The sequence below is a fragment of the Fimbriimonas sp. LA-C6 genome (assembly GCF_055398105.1).
In genome coordinates, this window is sequence record NZ_AP038796.1 from 3,504,588 (window position 1) to 3,522,923 (window position 18,336).

The following is an 18,336-nucleotide window of genomic DNA, read 5'->3' on the forward strand; positions in this document are numbered from 1 at the left end:
AGTGAATGGACATATGCCAGCTATAATCGGGTCGTCAATGGCTGAGTTATTGGATATTTGGAAACAGTCCCTCCCGACGATTCTGAATGGCGTTACTGGCCGAGGCGTTTGGACGGCTCTTAACGCTGCGGTACCCGTGACTCTTGAAGATGGAGTGCTCGTGTTGGGCATCCCATCACATGAATCGGAACTTGCTGGGCATTTGAGGATGCCTTCAACTAGCCGTTTGATTGAGATGGCTGTCAGCGCAGAGAACGGTTCGCCTCTTCGAGTGCGCATCATTGACGGCACTCGCATTGAGGACTACGAGCTTGTAAAGCGGCGCGACACCGAGCGCAGACGCCTCCAAGAAGTAGAACTCAACAAGATGCGGGCGGAGATGAATGCCCGCACCAGCTGGGACTCTGTGTATGAGCAGTTAAGCCGTCGCCACGCAGCGGTTCCAAACAAGAGCCTTCCTCAGAACCGCGCGCGTTTCTTTGAAGAAGCCATAGAGATCATTGCCGAGGCCCGTAAGGGGCAGACCAACTACGACGACCTTGGCGAGAGGAACTTTGCACGTTGTATAGAGCGATTGGCTCAGTACGCGGAAGTTCCCAGCACACTTGTTGCCCAACAGGTTTTGCATCGGGTGGGCGAACTCTAAGTTGGCAGAGGCGATCATTCTTGGCTCGGGCACGAGCAACGGGGTTCCCATGCTTGGAGCCACCTATCCTCCCGAGTACCTCGCCAATCCCAAAAACCACCGCAATCGTGCCTGCTTGGCGATTCTAGGCGATGGAGAGAATCTCCTGGTGGATTGTCCGCCGGAGCTTCGTTTGATGTGTACAGGCGCGAATATCACGGATATAGCCGCCACTCTGATTACCCACACCCACGCTGACCACATTATGGGGATGGACGATCTTCGGTCCATTTGCATCAAGACCGGTTTGGCGATGCCCGTCTACACACTTCCGAGATATCAGGAAGATATCCGTCGGGTCTTTAACTACGCCTTTATGGAGTTTCCTCCAGGCGTGATGGTCCCTCGTTTTGACCTGCGTGATGTACCGGAGACATTCGAGATTGGAGGACTAACGATTAGGACCTTCGAAGTAATCCACGGAAAGATACCGGTGATAGGGATTCGTGTGAATAATTTCGCTTATATAACCGATGTCAGTGCGATCCCAGAAGTAGCCATGGAAAACCTAAAGAACCTGGACGTTTTTGTGGTGGATGCTGTGAGAAGAGAGCCTCATCCCAATCACTTCCATCTGGAGAAAGCACTGGAGATCGCTCATGCCGTTGGAGCAAAGCAAACGTATCTTACGCATCTCAGCTCGGACTACGACCACGATAAGACGAATCGTGAGTTGCCCGAGGGAATTGAGCTTGCCTACGACGGACTTCGTATTCCGCTCTAGGTTCCAAGGCTCAAATCTTCGCAAAAAGTCTGAAGTTTGCCCTTTTGTTTTTGCGATACTAGGCCACTATTACTACGGGGGCCGTAGTCTCGCCTAAGGGGCGTTTACGATGCCGAAAATTCTTGGAGGGGTAACTGCCATAGTTGCACTTCTTGGCGGGATTTTTGCGCAGGTGGACGCGATGGAGGCGTTGGGACGCGCTACCCTGGCATACTTACTAGGATGGCTTTGTGGGCAAGTGTGGTACCTGCTAATTACAACTGGATCTGCACCGTCATCTTTACAGGTCAGAACGGTTCGATCCGAAGTGAATGCTAGTAGAATGCCGATTTTGGAGTCGGAGGGAACTGGAGGAGACTAATGCCTTTATCGCCGGAACAATTGCGCAGAGCGTGGACAGATTTTAAGGTTTACAAAAACCCAGACGCTCGAGTGGAGCTTATTAATCACTATTCATATTTGGTGAAGATCACAGCAGGTCGCTTAGTAACCAGTCTCCCTGGTGGTCTTGACCGAGAGGATTTAGTCGGTGCTGGCGTTATCGGCTTAATCAAGAGCGTCGATCAGTTTGATCCGACCCGTGACGTTAAGTTTGAGACTTATGCGATTGCGTTGATTCGCGGTGCCATCCTTGAGATGCTCCGAGATGAGGACTGGGTTCCCCGCTCAATTCGAGAAAAGCTTAAGCTTCTTGATCGAACGATGATGGGTCTGGAGACCAAGTTGGGTCGGCCAGCCACTGAAATTGAAGTTGCCGAGACCATTGGAATCTCTGTCCAAGAAGTAAGCGAACTCATGGTCAGAATGGGCCGAACGAATGTTTATTCGTTGGATGACATTCTTGGTGGCTCTGATGGCGACGATCACATCAACTTTGTGGATCTTATTGTTGACGACAACGCCAATCCAGGTGGCGAGATCGAGGGGCGAGAACTCCGGCGAATTCTGTCCCAAGGTGTCGATCGGCTTCCTGAGCGCGAGAGACTTGTCGTGGCTCTCTATTACTTTGAAGGACTCACGTTCAAAGAAATCGGCAAAGTTCTTGGTGTGAGTGAGAGTCGGGTCTATCAGCTCCATACCCAGGCGATGACACGGTTGCGAAACTTTATGCGACAAGAAGGCGGAGTCCAGATCCACTAACCTTAAAGGCTAGAATATCCACAGCATTCATACCGTGCCGGGAAGTTTTTGATAGCTCCCGGCACGATTCTTGTTTGGAGAACGTTTTAATACGTTGTGCAAGGCCAAACTGTGGCCTGACAGGTACGATTACTAGTACGAGAAATTCGGGGGATAAATTTGAAGAAGCAGTTCATCTATGCAATGTCCGCAGTTTTAGTTTTGGGTGCCGTTGGCTGTAACAAGTCAGGCGGATCTGGAGCGTTGGCAACCGTTAACGGCGAGGAGATCTCCTTAGCCGACTTCCACAGCTATCTTGAGAGAAAGCCGGTCGTCCAGGTTGCAGCTCAGGGGCCAATCCAGGCTGGCGAAGTGGCTCAGGCCCGGGTTGTGGGCACACTCGGTTTCCAAGCCTTGAGAGACCTAGTAGAGCGCAAGCTCTTGCTTCAACTTGCAAAAGATGACAAGCTGTTTCCGACCCCAGAAGATGTTCAGAAAGAGCTTGACTTCAAGTCGAAACTTCAGCCAGACCTCGTGAAGAACCTCAACAGCCAAGGAATGACGTTGGAGCAGATCCGGCAGGATCTCCAGCTTGACCTGGCCCGAGAGCGAATTCTTACCAAGGGCATCAATGTCACGAAGGAAGATGCTTCCAAGTTTATCAAGGATAATCCACAGAGCTTCAGCACACCTGCACAGGCCAACATGCAGTACATGATCGTTAACGACGATAATGCCAAGAAGCAGGTAGATGCCGAATTGAAGAGCGGTAAGAGCTTTGGCGATGTGGCTGCTCAGTACAGCGTGGCTCAAGGCGCTCGTCAAAACAAAGGCCAGTTCCCAATCACAGTGATCCAGCAGATGACTCCTGCACTCCAGGCATTGGTTTCGAAGACCCCCGAACTGAAAGAGACCGACTGGCAAGCAGAAGGTGAAGGCGCCAACAAGAAATGGGTTAAGTTCTATGTTCTTAAGAAGGTAGACGCTGCTCCTGTGAAGATTGACGACACGAAGATTGAGCAAGTGCGCCGTGGTCTTGCTCTGGAAAAGGGCCAGCAGGCAACAGACCTTGCGAAGAGAATGACTGAAGCCCTCAAGAAGGCCAAGGTAGAAGTGATGCTTCAGAGCCTTAAGGATCCTTGGAAGCAGGCTCAAACTCAGCTTCAGGCAGCGGAATCTCCTAAGACGGATACAAGCACATCGGCTCCGAAGAGTCCGGCACCTTCAAGCTCACCGGTAGCGCCGGTCGCTCCTGGAACGAAGAAATAGTCTCCTCGCGGAGACTATGAGACTGGATAGCCGTCTGATCGAAAGATCAGACGGCTATTTTGTTGGTTTGGGTCAGCGCTTGGATAAGAGCGTTGCATTGCTCTGCGCTGAATTCGTCAGTTCGGATGAACTCTTGTAGGCCTTGCTCCAGACCGTCAAATTTGGGGGAGATCCAAGATCCAATGGGGTCTTTGTCGCAATCGAGCTTAGTGAGGGTGAGTCTTAGGGATTGCGAGTCTCCGTGGTGGAGGCCTCGGCGGATAAGATCTGGGATGGAGGTATAGACTCCACTCACTTTGGAAGTTCCGTCGTTCTCGACGCGTTCAGATACCCAATATAGTTTTCGAAACATCATTGTTTTTCAATATTCCGGCGGCATTGCCGGTCCTCTCTATTTATTTATTGTGGTTCAAAGCTGGGGTTGGTTTCCTAGCGATATTGTCGTTTTGGTCACCAACCTTAATGACGACTGTTCGGAACCTGATAGTTCCAAGTACAGGGATTTAGGCTGTCCAGGCAAAAGGCTCTGCATCGGTAAGGATGGTGGCCTCTGTCTCAATACTTCGCAGAATGTACTCTGGGAGGGTAAAGGCAGCCTGGTGGAAGCGTGGAGTGTAGTATCGATTCTTGACTCCGCGAGCGGCGAATCGCTTCGCAATCTCTTCTGCGGTGAGTGCCAGTGGATCGTACTTCTTGCTAGCCAATACAAAGCCCCATGGCTGGAAGAAGGTGCTTACGATGCCGTAGTATCCGGCAACGTACGGGAACACTTCCTTCATGCTCTCTAGAGTCTTGATACAGCTAGCCATGCACGCGGGGTAGTTCTCGTTTGCCGAGCCTGCCTGCATCGCGTAGACGCCGTCTTCGCTCATGGCGTCAGCTGCGATTTGGAAATACTCTTTGGTGAAGAGGTACTGAGCTGGACCGTCTTCGTGAGGGTTGGGGAGGTCGCTGAGGACGACATCGAAATTAGCTCCCTTGTGGTCGACGAGCCATTGGCGTGCGTCGGTGTGGAGGAGTTTGGTTCGTGGGTCTTCAAAGGCTCCCTGGTGCCACTCGGGCATGTGAACCTTGACCATATCGACGAGCTCTTCGTCGATATCCACCATGATTGCTTCTTCAACGGTGTTGTGCTTGAGGGCTTCTCGAAGAGTTGCTCCCTCGCCGCCGCCGCAGACAACCACGCGCTTCGGATTTGGGTGGAGTGTCATGGCTGGCTGGCTCATGCACTCGTGGAACACGTACTCATCGAGCAGGGAGGTTTGGATGTTGTAGTCCAGGAATAGGGACTTTCCAAATCGGGGGACTTCGCAGATCTGGTAGGTCTGGTACTGGGTTTTGCCCTCAAGGAGCATCTTCTCCACGCGGTACTGCCAAATGGCTGCCGATGTGTGGGTCTCGTTGATAAAAATTCCGGTTGCGTCGCTGGACATGATGGCGTAGTTTTCCCTCACAGGTGGACTGGGGAAGCATGATTATGACACATTTCCCCAGAGGCGACGTTTATGCCTCCTAGCTGTGCAGGTTGCCGACACCTTGTTCTGGTGAAACCTGACGCCGAGTCCAGCTACTCGATCTGAGATGAACTGTTGAAACACTTAGTTAACTTAAGTGTCGCCTGAAGACCATCAGTCCCCTATTGCTCCCCAATTAGCTTGTGCGATCGATAGGTCATTTGAAGTCACGGTTCCGTCTCCCACAAGGTCAACCGCATCAAAAGAGACTCCCGGAGGACATGAATCCCTTGTGCATCCAATACAATTCTGAGTGATAGAAATGTCAGTCGTATCAACTTTGTTATCTCCGATGACATCACCGTAACTAGGCGTGAAATTCAGGGAGTCAACTCCTGTGCCATTTAAGACTAACTTGTGGCGGAGACTGGCGAGAGTGTATAAATACAGAGTTCCAGATAAGTTAGGAAGTTCTGATTCATAGCATGTATATGTTGAGGCAATTGGGGATGCATTATTTCCTGTTAAGTCGGTTACTTCGTAAGAGTCTGTCAGCACAGATGAAGAGTCGTAAGCATCTACAAACACTGGGGCAGACTTGCCATATATCGTTCCTGACAGAGTCGAAGACTCGCTGTGCTGACTACTTTTTGCGCTTTCAATAAGTTAACAGCTACGTTTGCTTGCGCGCGGCAGGTCAATCTAATCGAGATTAGCCAAGATTTTTACAACTAACTAAGCATGACTCGTCGAGTAGTTAAGTGAAAAGGCACTATGCCCATTTAGAGAATAGTGCCTTGATGTATTTATCTTGAAGTCAAGGGCTTGTTTAGTTTAAGGAGCCCACTTGAGGTGAGCGGTTTCTGGGTAGTCAGATGCAACTTGGCAGGTTACGTTGCCGATTGGGCCGCCAACGTTGATGACCATGTTCGGGTCGCTGCAGTATCCTACTCGCTTCTTTGGATCGACTGGAGCCGAGAACCAATCATCCTTGCTCGTAGTGCCACCGACTGTAAAGAGGTTGTACTTGACTGCCTTAGCATGTCCGTCGAGGTAGCCGACAGCATACTGTCCACCAAATCGGAGTCCGGACTGTTGGAATGATCCTGTGTACCGATCAATGTTGAACTGGTCATAAACGCCCATGGTGTAACGAGGTGTGTCGTAAGTGTCCCCGTAGGTGATCATGTTTGCAATCTCGACTACCTGGCTACCACTGATTCCACTCTGGGACTTCGTCTGTCCGTCGGCGAGCGTAATTTCTGGTTGAACAAGTCCGCCACCGGCATAGATGTGGATTCCCCAGTTGTAACCATAGCCTAAACAACGATCACCCTGTGGCATTGTTGCGATATCCGAAACATCGCACTTTCGATCACTTCGGACAGGGCTGTAGAAGATATCGAAATTCTTGATGTACGGCTGGAGGGTTACAAAGACGTCGTTTCGGCTAGGAGTGGTTGGAGCACTCTTGAACACAGTAGGTGTGGTGTCATCAGCGTCGCCCATGTACATGTTCATGGCAACTGCAATGTTCTTCACATTGCTGATCGACTGGGTTTTCTTTGCTGCCTCTTTGGCTTGTGCAAAAACAGGGAAAAGGATAGCTGCAAGAATTGCAATGATCGCAATAACTACGAGGAGTTCAATAAGAGTAAATGCGGAGCGGGACCTTGACATATTCGTTTGCCCTCCTGAGGACGAGGAGAATGATGGCAACACGAACTCACCTATAAGGTTAGGTGAGTGTTAAGGTTGATCTGACAGAGAGAAGGCTAGTAGTTGCGTTAATTCTATGTTAAGGATCAACAGAAACTTTCGAGTGGATTACTCAAACACCGTACTTCAGGATTTTATACGAGTGTGGCGAAAGTGACTTGAGCCAGAAGGTCTGGCTCAAGTCAGGGCTGCTAACTTAAGGTGCCCACTTTAGGTTGAGTGTTTCTGGCAATCGAGCAGCTTGCTCACAGGTCATGACACCCATTCCGAAGTCTCGAAGGGTTGCGGATGGACTTGCACAGTATCCAATTCGTCGTTTGACATCAACGGGAGCGCTGTACCAGTCGTCCTTGTTGGTGGTGCTTCCCTTTGTGAGAAGGTTGTATTGGACTGCCTTCGCGTGTCCATCTGCAAAGCTGACATTGTACATGCCGCCGTGTCGAAGCGAGGATTTCTGGAAGCCGCCGGTGTATCGGTCGATGTTGTACTGGTCCCAAACGCCAATGGTGTAGCGAGGTGTATCGTAGGAGTCGCCAAAAGCCAGGGTGTCAGCAGGCGCGTCGATCGAAGTCATGCTGATACCGGCCTGAACAGAGTATCCGTTCCCGTTGGCATCGGTGTACTGAGTATCTTCCTTAAGCAGACCGCCACCTGCATAGATCTGGATACCCCAGTTGTAGCCATAACCATTACACCGGCCCTTAGGGTTGAGGCTTGTAATGTATCGTCCCAGGTCTGTGTTACCTGTGTTGAGGAAGCAGTTTGCATCGGTCCGCACAGGTGAGAACCAAAGGTCAACACTCTTCATGTAAGGCTGCATCGTTACCCATACGTCTGTTCGATGGTCACCGTCAGTGCCGCCACTCGAAACGTGAGGGGTTGTGTCGTCTGCATCTCCAGAGTAGAGGAACATAGCGGTAGCGATGTTCTTTACATTGCTTAAAGACTGGGTTCTTTTTGCAGCTTCCTTAGCTTGGGCGAAAACAGGGAAGAGAATTGCAGCAAGAATTGCAATGATCGCAATAACGACGAGTAGCTCAATTAGTGTAAATGCGGACTTGGACTTTGACATAGCAATATGCCCTCCTAGGACAACCTCTATCATGACAAGTGACACCAGTTTTAATGGTTATCGTATTGTTAAGGAAGATGTGTTCCAATGAATCAGGCAAATCACTTGGCTATCTAGTTGTTTCTTCTCTGTGAGGCATGGCTAGTGCCGACGTGTCGGCACTAGCTCCATGAATACTAGTTGCCCCAGTGGCAGGCAGTTGACTTATCCTTACCGTTGCAGACAGCGGTTGTATTGTTCACTACCCACTGCCCGTAGGCATTGCATGCGAGGGCTGGAGGTCTTGGCGTCGTATTCAGATTTGATGTTGATCCATCTTCTGGATCGATAATCGCATTTGGATCAGAGCAGTAGGCACCACCCCAGCGGGCGATGTCACTTGGCATGATCCATCGGTCATTGAAGGCGTTGGGGAGGATTCCACCTCGAACCTTTAACGCCTTTGCGTGCCCATCGAGGAACGCATAGTTAAACGAGCCACCGTATCTCAGTTCTGCGTTGCTGAAGCCGTAGAAGTGATCTCCCGAAAAACCGATTCCAACGGTTGCGCGAGGCGTATCGTAGGTATCCCCAAAGACAAACACCCCTGCTGGTTCGGAAACACTTGTTGCAGATTTACCCTTGTTGACGTTAGTCATCTTGGAAGGGTTGTCGATTCTTGGCACAGCGATCTGCTTCTCAAGTAGGCCACCGCCGCGCCACCCAAATGGTCCCCAGTTATAGCCATAAGCCGAAATCTTCTGAGCTTTAAAGTATCCGTTTCGAATCGAGCTTGTATCGGCCTCATTTCGCTCGTCCGAATAGGTGAGTTCGATCGTTTTGAAGTAAGGGTAGACTGGGTACCACCACTCGTTGCTGCATCCAGTGATATCTCCCGTAGCAGCATTACAGTGGTTGGAGTCGAACGTTCCCCAGATCGATGGAGTCGTGTCATCACTGTCTCCCAGATAGAGCATGAACGCGGTTCCTAACTGTTTGACGTTAGAAAGTGACTTCACCTTCTTTGCTGCAAGCTTTGCTTGTGCAAAGACAGGAAAAAGAATGGCGGCGAGAATAGCGATGATCGCGATGACGACCAAAAGTTCAATAAGAGTAAAAGCACGTTTCAGCATAAGATAAATCCCTCCCGGGAACTTAACGCGCTTATGTTATTTGAATAGGGTCGATTGTTAAGGTTAGGGGAATGTTAAATCTACTCATTCTTGATGCAATGTTAAGACTAGCTGATAAGTGTAACTTCTGGTGTGTAGCCTTAACATCGCATCGAGTTATTTATTTACTGACCGCTACCGCGTTGTTGGAGCCATTCGAAGAATTTCGGGTCGTCCATTTTTACGCTGGGGCGTAGGCGGCGGCGCTTGAATCCTGGGTCTGTCGGATCTAGGGTGTCTTCTGGTTTGAAGACTCTTGGATCGACCTCAATGTGGGTGTACGGCGTGTAGTCCGGTTTGTCGGTGAACATGTCATCTAGGGATGCTGCGGTGGCGTCGAACATGTTGTTCGGGCCGAGGCCGAAGATTCCGTAGATGGTCTTGATGATCGACATGATGCTGCTGTGTCGGTGGGACACGTACTGCTTCTTGGCCCAAGGGCTGATGCAGAGGACGAAGCTTCGATGTCGATCTACAGAGTCGTTGTCTCCTCCGCTATCGTCTTGGGTGACGAAGATGGCCATGTTCTTCCACTCTGGTGTGTGGCTCAGATACTCGACCGTCTTGCCCAGGGCTAGGTCGTTGTCCGCCATATACGAGCACACGTACGGATAGCCATCCTTAGGACGGGGGCCGTCGCCGTGGTCATTGCAGAGTGCAATGTTGATGAACTTTGGAAGCGGCTTGCCAGGTGCTCGGAAGTTCTTCTCAATGTCCTCTTTGAACCAGTCCACGCGAGCAATGTCGGGGATATTGGTGTTGAATATTGGAAACTCGAAGCAGGTGTTTTTATACAGCACCATCGGCATGGGGAAGTTGACTGGCTCGCCAGCGCCTGATCGTGCCATTGCGGGACCCTCGTCTACGCCTGGGAACTCGAAACCTTCGCCATAGTTTCGGAAAGGCACGTTTCCTCGATCCAAGTGCTCCCACAGAGAGCCGTTCTCCAGATAGTCTTCTGGAATCTGTGATCCGTTGCTTCCGAAGCTAACGAGTCGGCCTTTAGCCGTATCGGACCTTCGGAAGTCCCAACCTGCATAGAACAGTCGCGTAGTCCAAAGGCTTGGGTACACGCCGACTAGCCATCGGTGTCCGTCGCCGCTCGCATGAGGCTCCATGTAAAAGTTGTCACTGATGGAGAACTTCTCGGCGAGGCTGATGTGGTTCGGCATGATCGGCAGGCGTGTGCCTTTCCCTTTCTCACGAATCCAGCCATTCAGTCCAAATTCGGCATTCTCTGCAACGCTGTTGGATCCTTTCAGGCCGCCAAAGATTCCGTCGAACGTGTGGTTCTCCTTGGTGATGAAGACCACGTACTTGATCTGGTCACTTGGCTTCGGCTTGGGAGAAGGACCGATGGCAAGCACGCCATTGTTTTGAAGAACCTGTTTGGTATATCCGGCGAGTTCTGAATCCTTTGGCTCTGTAAAGGCCTGTACCATTCCTGGCATCTCGGCAAGGCGATATCTTTCATCAGTCTCAGTCCGGGCGCCGTGTGGCCCACGTGGACCCTGCCCGATGCCTTTCTGAACTCCCACATACATGTGTGAGTTGCTATCAAGTGCCAACGAAAGTGGGAACCAGCCGCTTGGGATGTGTCCGAGAGCCTTTCCGGTCTTAGGGTCAAGGACAGCGATCGCATTGAGTCCGCTCTCGCAAACGTACAATCTCTTTCCGTCTTTGCTGAGGGTGAGTGCACTTGGGATGACTCCTCGGAGTTTGGACACAGCCGCCGAGGGTGAGAGCTTGAAGGTTCGCTTCAGCTTGAGGGCGGTGCTGAACACTTGGACGGTGTCGTTGTTGGCATTGCTCACAAACACTTCTTCTTTCAACACGGCAAGTGCGTTCGGCGCGCTGCCGCCGATGGCTTTGCCAGCGTCGCTTGTGGCATGGATGAGTAGACCGCTTTTCGCTTGGTTTGCCAAAACCGGTTTGTCGCCTCGAAGGTCATAAGACCAGATCGATTGAGCGTCGGGCACGCGGGGATCTCCAAGACCTGGAATCTGTCGGCCCTCAAAATCGATGCCTGTTTCACTATCCTTTCCTGGGAACCCGAAGGGAGGGCGAGTCAGTCCTCTTGGGTTGCCTTTGCCCTTTTCGGGAGCCTTGACGACGCTGTAGTCAAAGATACCGATGTTGGCGACGAAGGCCTTGGAGCCATCTGGGCTTAGAACGAGGGCATAAGGTTCTCGGCCCGCCTTCACGCGGCTAGTCACCACTCGCTTCTCAAGGTCAATGGTCACGAGATACTGGTTGGCAACGTCTAGCGCATAAGCCACGTTGGGATTGGTTGGTGAGATCGCTACATCAACCGCGTAGCTTTCCTTAAAGCCATCCGTGTTGAGGTTGATTTTCTCACCAGTCGGCTTCCACGTTTCGGTGTCGTAGACCGCAAGCTTTCCGTCTTCTCCCATGCTAACCAGGAGTTGCTTGCCGTCCTTGGAGAACGAGCCTGTTGGTGCCAAGTCTTTAACGGAAATGGACTTTTTGGTGGGCTTGTCGGATTGCAGGTCTGTGAAAATCGTTAGCGTGTCGTCGCTGAAGCCCAACACTGTTTTCTCATCGGGGCTGAGCAGTACTTTCCAAAGATCTTCACCTGTGTAGAGCCGCTTGCCGATCGGTGTCAGGAATCGACCATTGGGGAGAATCGTCTTGCCGCCGGGCACCACCTTTGTGTATTCGTTCCCAGCTGGGGACGTGAGGTTGGTGTTTTGATAGAACAGACTGAGCGCAATAGCAAAAATCACACCGTTAGATTATTCATGCGAGGGAGCGAGTGGTTCGAGTCTTTGCAGAATGTTAACGATTTATGAAATAAAAAGCCCAGCCACGTGGTGGCTGGGCTTCTACTTGAGTTGTCTACGGAGTTATTTAGAGACTTCGTTGAACAGGCCACGTCGAACGACCAAGAACTTAATGCGTTCTGGCTGGAATCGCTCTCGAAGGACGTCTACAGCTTTGTGTACAAGAACGGTGCCACCGCAGTAGAACAGATCCACGGCTGCATAACCATGTTCTGGCCATGTGTGGATGGTGTAGTGAGATTCTTGGATGATGACCGCACCGCTTACTCCGTAAGGTTTGAACTCATGGAACGACTGCTCCACGACTGTTGCCTTACTTTCTACAGCGGCATCACGCATTGCCTGACCCACGATTGATTCAGCTTCGAGCATCTGGCCTTTGCAGCCGTACAGCTCGATAAGCAGGTGGGAGCCAAGGGATGGTTCTTCGCCTGGTCGAGAAGGAAGTCCCTCTTCGTCCCGGCCGAGCCATTCGCCAAAGGCGTCGACATCGTCGCAGGAGACCATTGTCCATCCACCTTCTGTGGTGACATGGGGTGGCTCAGCGACTGCTGCGTTGGAAGGTTTAGCTTTTTTGCCAAACAGATTACGAATCCAAGATGTGCCGATGCCTTGAAGGGCGATGGCGCCGAAAATGGTTGAGCTAAGAAGGATGAAGGTTTTTGCCAATCACGTAGACCTCTATTTTAATAACCGTGCGCAGACACAAGATTGCTCTTGCGCGGAAAACCCGACGAAATAAACGTTGTCCTTGGATGAACAGCAATGTCCCACTAAGGAAAACCACTCGAAGGTTTTCGAGTTGACTCCAAATGTGGTTGCAACGTTGCTTTTATTCATATCCGTAACAACCTAGGTTTTCTCCTAAGGTAGAGAATTCCTACCGTAGCCGCCCCACGGTGAACCCGTGACGCAATGAGGGAGAATACCAGACCCCACCCCCCCTGTCAACTCGATTGAGGGAATAGAGGCAAGTATTACAAGCTTCGACATAAATTCTGGTGTTCTACAGGGTGAAAAACGCTATTCCGCCGTTTCGTCGTCAACAACCTGACCATCGACGATTCTTACAATGCGGTCAGCTCTCGCCAGCATCGAGGGGTCATGAGTAACCATGACTAAGGATCCCTTGCCTCGATTTTCATCCAGAAGCTGTACTACGGAAAGCCCGTTGGTGTGATCCAGTGCAGCCGTTGGCTCGTCTGCAAAGATGACACTCGGGTTGCCGATGAGGGCACGCGCCACACAAACTCGCTGCCTTTCTCCACCACTGAGCTCATGTGGAAGGCGGTGGCTTTTGGAGGAGAGACCCAGGCGGTCCAGAAGATCATAAGCAGTCTTTGCTAATCCTCCACTAACCAACACATTCTCCACGGCGCTCAAGTAGCCCAACAGGTAGGGCTGTTGGAACACAAAGCCGAACCGTTGCAGTCTCAAGCGGCTTCGCTTGTCTTCCGGCATGTTCTTGAGGCTCATTTTCTCCAAGAGAACGTCTCCATGGGTTGGAGTTTTGAGGCCGCTCATCAGATAGAGCAGCGAAGATTTGCCAGACCCGGAGGGGCCAAGGATGCCCAAAAACTCACCGGGGTGGACATCAATGCTGATGTCCTTACAAGCGAAGACCTCTCGTCCATGATCGCTGTAAGTGAGCGATGCGTTGTCGATCCGTATCAAACTAGCCTCCTCTCCACTACTCCGACTGGGTCGAACTTGCGGAAACGGAACGAAACAGTTACCAGTGCAACGAATAGGATGGCAAACGGCAAAGGCACTGTGTACAGATACGCCATTCGATCATGGGTGTCGAGGGCAAACGCCTTCGGCTCCATCAAGGTTCGACTCACAACTGCGAGTAGCCCATTGGCTGCAACGACGCCAAAGACCCAACCAGCCATCACGACGATGACGGACTCCAGAACCACGCGCCTCAGCAGTTGTCGTTTGGTGTAGCCGATTGCCTGGAGTAGGCCGAACTCCACCAGACGCTGAGACTGGTAGATGTTCATCAGCATGCCCATCATGAAGGTGATGACAAGCACGAGCACTCCAATGACCACATCCAAGATCCGGTAGAGCGTCTGGAACATCTCGTTGGTGCTTTTTTCCACTTGATGCCAGGCGAAAATCTGTGCGCGTTGGCCCTTGAAGTGCTTTTCCGTCCAATGATCCAGGATGCTCTGATCGTGCTTGTTTTGAGCAAATGCCATCGCAAGGTCGATAGGAGGGAAGTGGTTCGCGCGGTGGTACTCCACGGGCGCCAGCATGATCCAGTGTTTGCACTCGACGATCCCGACGACTTTAACATATTTAGGAGAGTAACTGTCGGTCTTGTCTGGACCTAGCAAAATGCCCGCAGCGCGATCCTTCGCCGATGCGTTGGGGTCATATATTTTCAAACCGAGATTCGTGGCGACAGGGCGACTCACAAGCGCTTCCGGTTCACCCGGGCGGGGAAACCTGCCTTGCATGGTGGTGGCACCCATCCGCTTCAGGTAGTAGCGCATGTCGTTTTGCTCCAGAGCAAGGACAACGAATGGCCACTTGCCAACGATGCTCTGGACTTGTGTGCTGCTTGCCCTGCAGATCATCATGCGCTCAATGGGAACAGGGGCCTTGGCTTTGATCTCTTGAACGAGCTTCGCCGTTTGGGTCCCGTCGCCGCGGGGGGTAATCCCCACCATTTCCGACGAGTAATCGTAGATGGTGCGAATGGAGAAGGGGATCGAATCGATAAGGGCGATAATGCCCGCCACGAGCATCACTGCCAACATGATGACGCCGATGAGGGGCGTAGTTTTGCCCGCGTTTCGGAGGAGATAGGTTGTCGGCGAAAGGGGATTTCTCAGCGCCTTGCGCCTAAGGGATGGGTTGCCCTGCTTCAAATCCGAACCAGAGCTACTCATCCTTTCAATGTCCACTTACTTCTTGCGCTCCCGCCTATATCTTAGGAAGATCTCATCTCCCACAACATGGTGTTCGACTAACTTGAACTTCTGCATGCTATCGCGGGGGAGGGCTTCTCCGCCTGCGTAGGTTGGAACATCTTTGCCCAGTTTCACTTTGGGCGCGATGGTCAAGAACAGCTCGTCTACCAAGTCTCTACGGAGCAACTCGGCGTTCAGTTCGCTTCCGCCGGTAACAAGGAGGTTTTTCACGCCGAGTCCTTTGATGCGAGAGAGGAGCAGTTCGAAGTCGAGCTCCTGGTTACCAGCTCTCAAGATCTTTGTTCCGTTGGGAACCTTGAAGGTGGAGGAGCCAGTGGTGGCAACGTAGGCATCGCCGTCCGTCAGATAAGCCGAATCCGTTGGGAGGTTTCCTGATTGGGAAACGACGATGCGCTTCTTGACACGTGGATTCCAGTTCGCCGGAGTCGCTCGAATGGTCTGTGCTCCTGCGATGATGGCGTCGGCAGAGCCTTCGATGCGCTTCATCAACTTGTGATCCACCTTGGAACCGAGGTCGGCAACATCATCGCCACGTGAACCGCTCAGGATTTTGCCATCAATGGTGGTAACCATGTTGATGAAGGTGTAGGGGCGGTCCTCATGGATTGAGGGGAAGTGGAGTTCGCTGTAGATGTTGGTCCAAGCGCCTTCTTCCTGGGCGGCTTCAAGCGCATGTTGCAGCACCTTGTAGGGCTGCTCTGCGTAGCGCTGACCACCAATGAAGAAAGTTGGAACGTTGTACACGCCATCTCTGTGCGCATCGTCGTCGAAACCGACGATTTTGTGCTTGAACTTCTTCTTGTCGATGGCCTTCATCAAAGCATCAACGTCGTCGACGATCGACTTTGCGATTTTCTTGATGACCTTGGGTTCGTTGATCTCAAGACCCTCTTCCCAATACGCGCGGTAAAGAGCCTCTACCAGTTCATCTGCAACACCTTCGGTTTTTGCGTACTCAACAGCCTCATGTGCATTATGAGTTCGCATCTTGTGAGGACGTTCAGTACTCGGCAGCACAATGCCCTCAGCAGCGAGCAGTAGCTCGAAGCGAGTTGGTGTGGAGGGCTTGTTGTGCGGGACGTATTTGTCCACCGGATAGTCTGGCCATTCCAACTCATCAGGGAACAGCTCGTATCCTCGCCAATCGAACTTGACGTGAAACTCTTTCTGCAATCGCTTGATTTGGATAAGTCCAACCCAGCACCAAGGGCATATAAAATCATGCGCGACCGGTATTGTGAGCGCCATATCTGGATTGTGGCCTACTATTCTTGCGGGATGTTCCATCGCTTTCGGAAGTTTCGGTTGATATGACCAAAACGTAGAGGGTGCTTTGTCTGGACACCCTCTTGTCGAAGAAGCGAAGGATTAGGAGGTCTTAATTCACGCTGACCGGTTGGCCTTCTTTGACGCTCTTATATCCAGCGATGGCTACGCGCGCAGCCTGAAGTCCATCGTATAGGGTAACCGGCACTTCTGAATCGTTCAGACATGCCTCCACGAAGGCGTTCACCATCAGCTTGTCCAGGTCGGAACCGTATCCGGCAAGGGTGTGCGTAAGTGTGCCGGTCTGGAATTTCTCTAGACCCTGTCCAAACATGTCGAGCTCCATCACGCCGCCATCACCTACCACATTCATAGTGACATCGCCCCATGTTTTGAAGGTTTGCGGTCTCGACCAGGAGGAGTCGATGGTCGCGAAGATGCCACTTGGAAACTCGATAGTGACCATCGCGGTGTCGTCCCACTCTTTGCTGTACATGTTGTTGCCAATCTGAGCCTGCACTCTCACCGGCTCTTCCCCCAGCAGGTCACGAAGAAGATCGGTCACGTGCACGACGTGGTCGATCATCGCTCCGCCTCCCGAGAGTTCTGGCTTCACAAACCAGTCGAATGGGCACTTGCCTTTGTTCGTGGCACAGATGGCTTTGATGGCCCCGATGTCTCCCGATTTGACGCGTGCCTTGAGTTTTTGGAAGGCAGGAGAGAATCGGCAAGGGAAAGCGGTCATCAGTTTGACCCCAGCCTCCTTGACTGCTTTTTCCATCCGGATGGCGTCGGCTTCAGAAGTGACTAGGGGTTTTTCGCAGAGAATGTGTTTGCCTGCTTTCGCGGCGATCTCAACAAGATCGGTGTGACGGTTGTTTTCACTGGTCACACATACGGCGTCAACTTGGTCCAGCAGCGTGTTGAGATCTGTTACGAACGGCAAGCCAGCTTTGTCGGCGAACTTACGCCCGCGCTCTTCATCGTCATCCCAGACTCCCACGAGGGCTGCATCTGGATGATCTCCAAAGCAGTGGACGTAGCTCCAAATGTGCATGTGAGCTGTGGTGAGGATGCCGACTCGGAGACCCATTCCACAAAGATACACTCACGGAGCCTTTCGATGCACAAATTTGAGGGCGGTGTGAGTGTCTGAGAACTTACAGACCTTCGTATCTGCAAGTCCAAGCGACCTACCGAACTCGAGCACTTGAAGCTCGGTGATGGCCTTGATTCCCTTCGGGTAGACGATCCAGAGCATTCCTTTCGGAGCTAAATGGTCTGCGACCTGGGTAGCAGGCTGTAGCTTTTCAAGACTGTCCGCGAAGAACACAACAGCATCGGTTGGACGGTCTGAGAGCACGGTTTCATAGGAGAGTCCGTTCAGGAATGACGGGTCCTGGCACTGGAGCAGAGCTACGGAAAGCCCCGGCTTAAGACCGAGTTTGTCCAGCAGAGTAGGGGGTTCCAGAATCGCCTTGCTCCATCGATCCGCTTGTGGACCTAGATTCAACAAGAGATCATGCTCTGGTGTCTTAAGCGTCAGCCAGCCTTCATGCGCTTCGACTGAGGACAACTCCGAAAGAGGAAGCTTTAGCTTGATAGCGCCGGATAGCTGCACGAAGTCAGACTCAAGCTTGACCTTGCACGTGCTTTCGTTTCCATTTAGCCGGACCAAACAAGTCGCTTCTTTACCCACATGTGTAGTTTAGACGTCCTGCTCGCCTGGAGCTAGTATCGATACCTTGCGACCTGCTCCGTCAAACTCAATATCGATTCTCCAGCAGTCCATCGGCTCAACCAGCCCCATCGCCCGATCGGGCCACTCGATTAAGCAGAGATGATCATCAAGGTAGTCCTCGATTCCAATCCCCTGATAGCTGCGGACACGATATAGGTCGGCATGCATCACGGGTGGCGTGGTGTCAAACGTCTGGATAAGGTTGAACGTTGGAGATCTTACAGGACCGACTTGGCCCAAAGCAGCGAGGATCCCTCGCGTGAGCGTCGTTTTGCCTGCACCAAGCTCCCCTGTAAGCAGAACCACATCTCCAGCACTAAGTTGCGGGGCTAGTTCACCTGCTAGCACTAACATGGCAGCCTCGTCGTGCACGAACCGTTCCATCTA

18 protein-coding genes are annotated in these 18,336 nt (G+C 51.9%); 4 read left to right on the forward strand and 14 right to left on the reverse strand.

Features of this window, described 5'->3' with window-relative positions; all coding sequences use genetic code 11:
- Positions 1 to 13: 13 nt before the first annotated feature.
- The 4 genes from ACZ51B_RS16100 to ACZ51B_RS16115 all read left to right on the forward strand — a co-directional run bounded on the left by ACZ51B_RS16100 (position 14) and on the right by ACZ51B_RS16115 (position 3,797).
- Positions 14 to 646, forward strand: coding sequence for a hypothetical protein (locus ACZ51B_RS16100; protein WP_464294362.1), 633 nt, complete (start codon positions 14 to 16; stop codon positions 644 to 646).
- A 1-nt stretch (position 647) separates the two neighbouring features.
- On the forward strand, positions 648 to 1,409 hold the full coding sequence (locus ACZ51B_RS16105; protein WP_464294363.1) for an MBL fold metallo-hydrolase: 762 nt from the start codon (positions 648 to 650) through the stop codon (positions 1,407 to 1,409).
- Positions 1,410 to 1,769: 360 nt separating this feature from the next.
- Positions 1,770 to 2,549, forward strand: a complete 780-nt coding sequence (locus ACZ51B_RS16110; RefSeq protein WP_464294364.1) for a FliA/WhiG family RNA polymerase sigma factor — start codon at positions 1,770 to 1,772, stop codon at positions 2,547 to 2,549.
- A 183-nt stretch (positions 2,550 to 2,732) separates the two neighbouring features.
- Positions 2,733 to 3,797, forward strand: a complete 1,065-nt coding sequence (locus tag ACZ51B_RS16115; protein WP_464294365.1) for a SurA N-terminal domain-containing protein — start codon at positions 2,733 to 2,735, stop codon at positions 3,795 to 3,797.
- Between the two features lie 46 nt (positions 3,798 to 3,843).
- Here ACZ51B_RS16115 and ACZ51B_RS16120 read toward each other — a convergent pair whose 3' ends face one another.
- From ACZ51B_RS16120 to tsaE, 14 genes are all read right to left on the reverse strand, one after another.
- Complete coding sequence (locus tag ACZ51B_RS16120) at positions 3,844 to 4,152, reverse strand: hypothetical protein (protein WP_464294366.1); 309 nt, start codon at positions 4,150 to 4,152, stop codon at positions 3,844 to 3,846.
- Between the two features lie 148 nt (positions 4,153 to 4,300).
- Complete coding sequence (locus ACZ51B_RS16125) at positions 4,301 to 5,230, reverse strand: fused MFS/spermidine synthase (RefSeq protein WP_464294367.1); 930 nt, start codon at positions 5,228 to 5,230, stop codon at positions 4,301 to 4,303.
- Between the two features lie 195 nt (positions 5,231 to 5,425).
- Positions 5,426 to 5,839, reverse strand: a complete 414-nt coding sequence (locus ACZ51B_RS16130) for a dockerin type I domain-containing protein (RefSeq protein ID WP_464294368.1) — start codon at positions 5,837 to 5,839, stop codon at positions 5,426 to 5,428.
- A gap of 246 nt (positions 5,840 to 6,085) precedes the next feature.
- Positions 6,086 to 6,931 carry a type II secretion system protein gene (locus ACZ51B_RS16135; RefSeq protein WP_464294369.1) on the reverse strand — a complete coding sequence of 282 codons (846 nt, stop codon included), beginning with the start codon at positions 6,929 to 6,931 and terminating at the stop codon, positions 6,086 to 6,088.
- A 235-nt stretch (positions 6,932 to 7,166) separates the two neighbouring features.
- The gene (locus ACZ51B_RS16140) at positions 7,167 to 8,042 is read right to left on the reverse strand and encodes a prepilin-type N-terminal cleavage/methylation domain-containing protein (RefSeq protein ID WP_464294370.1); all 876 of its coding nucleotides are present in this window, start codon (positions 8,040 to 8,042) and stop codon (positions 7,167 to 7,169) included.
- Positions 8,043 to 8,218: 176 nt separating this feature from the next.
- Positions 8,219 to 9,154 carry a prepilin-type N-terminal cleavage/methylation domain-containing protein gene (locus ACZ51B_RS16145; protein ID WP_464294371.1) on the reverse strand — a complete coding sequence of 312 codons (936 nt, stop codon included), beginning with the start codon at positions 9,152 to 9,154 and terminating at the stop codon, positions 8,219 to 8,221.
- A 164-nt stretch (positions 9,155 to 9,318) separates the two neighbouring features.
- Entirely contained in the window at positions 9,319 to 11,940 is a 2,622-nt protein-coding gene (locus ACZ51B_RS16150; protein ID WP_464294372.1) for an alkaline phosphatase family protein, read from the reverse strand.
- A 120-nt stretch (positions 11,941 to 12,060) separates the two neighbouring features.
- Entirely contained in the window at positions 12,061 to 12,666 is a 606-nt protein-coding gene (speD, locus tag ACZ51B_RS16155; RefSeq protein WP_464294373.1) for an adenosylmethionine decarboxylase, read from the reverse strand.
- A 354-nt stretch (positions 12,667 to 13,020) separates the two neighbouring features.
- A complete protein-coding gene (locus ACZ51B_RS16160; RefSeq protein WP_464294374.1) occupies positions 13,021 to 13,671 on the reverse strand; it encodes an ABC transporter ATP-binding protein in 651 nt (216 codons plus the stop codon).
- On the reverse strand, positions 13,668 to 14,900 hold the full coding sequence (locus ACZ51B_RS16165) for an FtsX-like permease family protein (RefSeq protein ID WP_464294375.1): 1,233 nt from the start codon (positions 14,898 to 14,900) through the stop codon (positions 13,668 to 13,670). The genes ACZ51B_RS16160 and ACZ51B_RS16165 overlap by 4 nt, the downstream gene beginning before the upstream one ends.
- 15 nt (positions 14,901 to 14,915) lie before the next feature.
- Positions 14,916 to 16,190 carry a DsbA family protein gene (locus tag ACZ51B_RS16170; protein ID WP_464294376.1) on the reverse strand — a complete coding sequence of 425 codons (1,275 nt, stop codon included), beginning with the start codon at positions 16,188 to 16,190 and terminating at the stop codon, positions 14,916 to 14,918.
- A gap of 130 nt (positions 16,191 to 16,320) precedes the next feature.
- Complete coding sequence (locus ACZ51B_RS16175; RefSeq protein WP_464294377.1) at positions 16,321 to 17,301, reverse strand: Gfo/Idh/MocA family protein; 981 nt, start codon at positions 17,299 to 17,301, stop codon at positions 16,321 to 16,323.
- A 15-nt stretch (positions 17,302 to 17,316) separates the two neighbouring features.
- The gene (locus ACZ51B_RS16180) at positions 17,317 to 17,886 is read right to left on the reverse strand and encodes a DUF3052 domain-containing protein (RefSeq protein WP_464294378.1); all 570 of its coding nucleotides are present in this window, start codon (positions 17,884 to 17,886) and stop codon (positions 17,317 to 17,319) included.
- Positions 17,887 to 17,916: 30 nt separating this feature from the next.
- On the reverse strand, positions 17,917 to 18,333 hold the full coding sequence (tsaE, locus tag ACZ51B_RS16185; protein WP_464294379.1) for a tRNA (adenosine(37)-N6)-threonylcarbamoyltransferase complex ATPase subunit type 1 TsaE: 417 nt from the start codon (positions 18,331 to 18,333) through the stop codon (positions 17,917 to 17,919).
- Between the last annotated feature and the right edge of the window lie 3 nt (positions 18,334 to 18,336).

Excerpts from the sequence above, each read along its gene's own strand:
- ACZ51B_RS16100 (WP_464294362.1), top strand. The coding sequence starts at position 14 with ATGCCAGCTATAATCGGGTCGTCAATGGCTGAGTTATTGGATATTTGG.
- ACZ51B_RS16110 (WP_464294364.1), top strand. The coding sequence starts at position 1,770 with ATGCCTTTATCGCCGGAACAATTGCGCAGAGCGTGGACAGATTTTAAG.
- ACZ51B_RS16115 (WP_464294365.1), top strand. The coding sequence starts at position 2,733 with ATGTCCGCAGTTTTAGTTTTGGGTGCCGTTGGCTGTAACAAGTCAGGC.
- ACZ51B_RS16120 (WP_464294366.1), bottom strand. The coding sequence starts at position 4,152 with ATGATGTTTCGAAAACTATATTGGGTATCTGAACGCGTCGAGAACGAC.
- ACZ51B_RS16125 (WP_464294367.1), bottom strand. The coding sequence starts at position 5,230 with ATGTCCAGCGACGCAACCGGAATTTTTATCAACGAGACCCACACATCG.
- ACZ51B_RS16135 (WP_464294369.1), bottom strand. The coding sequence starts at position 6,931 with ATGTCAAGGTCCCGCTCCGCATTTACTCTTATTGAACTCCTCGTAGTT.
- ACZ51B_RS16140 (WP_464294370.1), bottom strand. The coding sequence starts at position 8,042 with ATGTCAAAGTCCAAGTCCGCATTTACACTAATTGAGCTACTCGTCGTT.
- ACZ51B_RS16145 (WP_464294371.1), bottom strand. The coding sequence starts at position 9,154 with ATGCTGAAACGTGCTTTTACTCTTATTGAACTTTTGGTCGTCATCGCG.
- ACZ51B_RS16165 (WP_464294375.1), bottom strand. The coding sequence starts at position 14,900 with ATGAGTAGCTCTGGTTCGGATTTGAAGCAGGGCAACCCATCCCTTAGG.
- ACZ51B_RS16170 (WP_464294376.1), bottom strand. The coding sequence starts at position 16,190 with ATGGCGCTCACAATACCGGTCGCGCATGATTTTATATGCCCTTGGTGC.
- ACZ51B_RS16175 (WP_464294377.1), bottom strand. The coding sequence starts at position 17,301 with ATGGGTCTCCGAGTCGGCATCCTCACCACAGCTCACATGCACATTTGG.
- tsaE (WP_464294379.1), bottom strand. The coding sequence starts at position 18,333 with ATGGAACGGTTCGTGCACGACGAGGCTGCCATGTTAGTGCTAGCAGGT.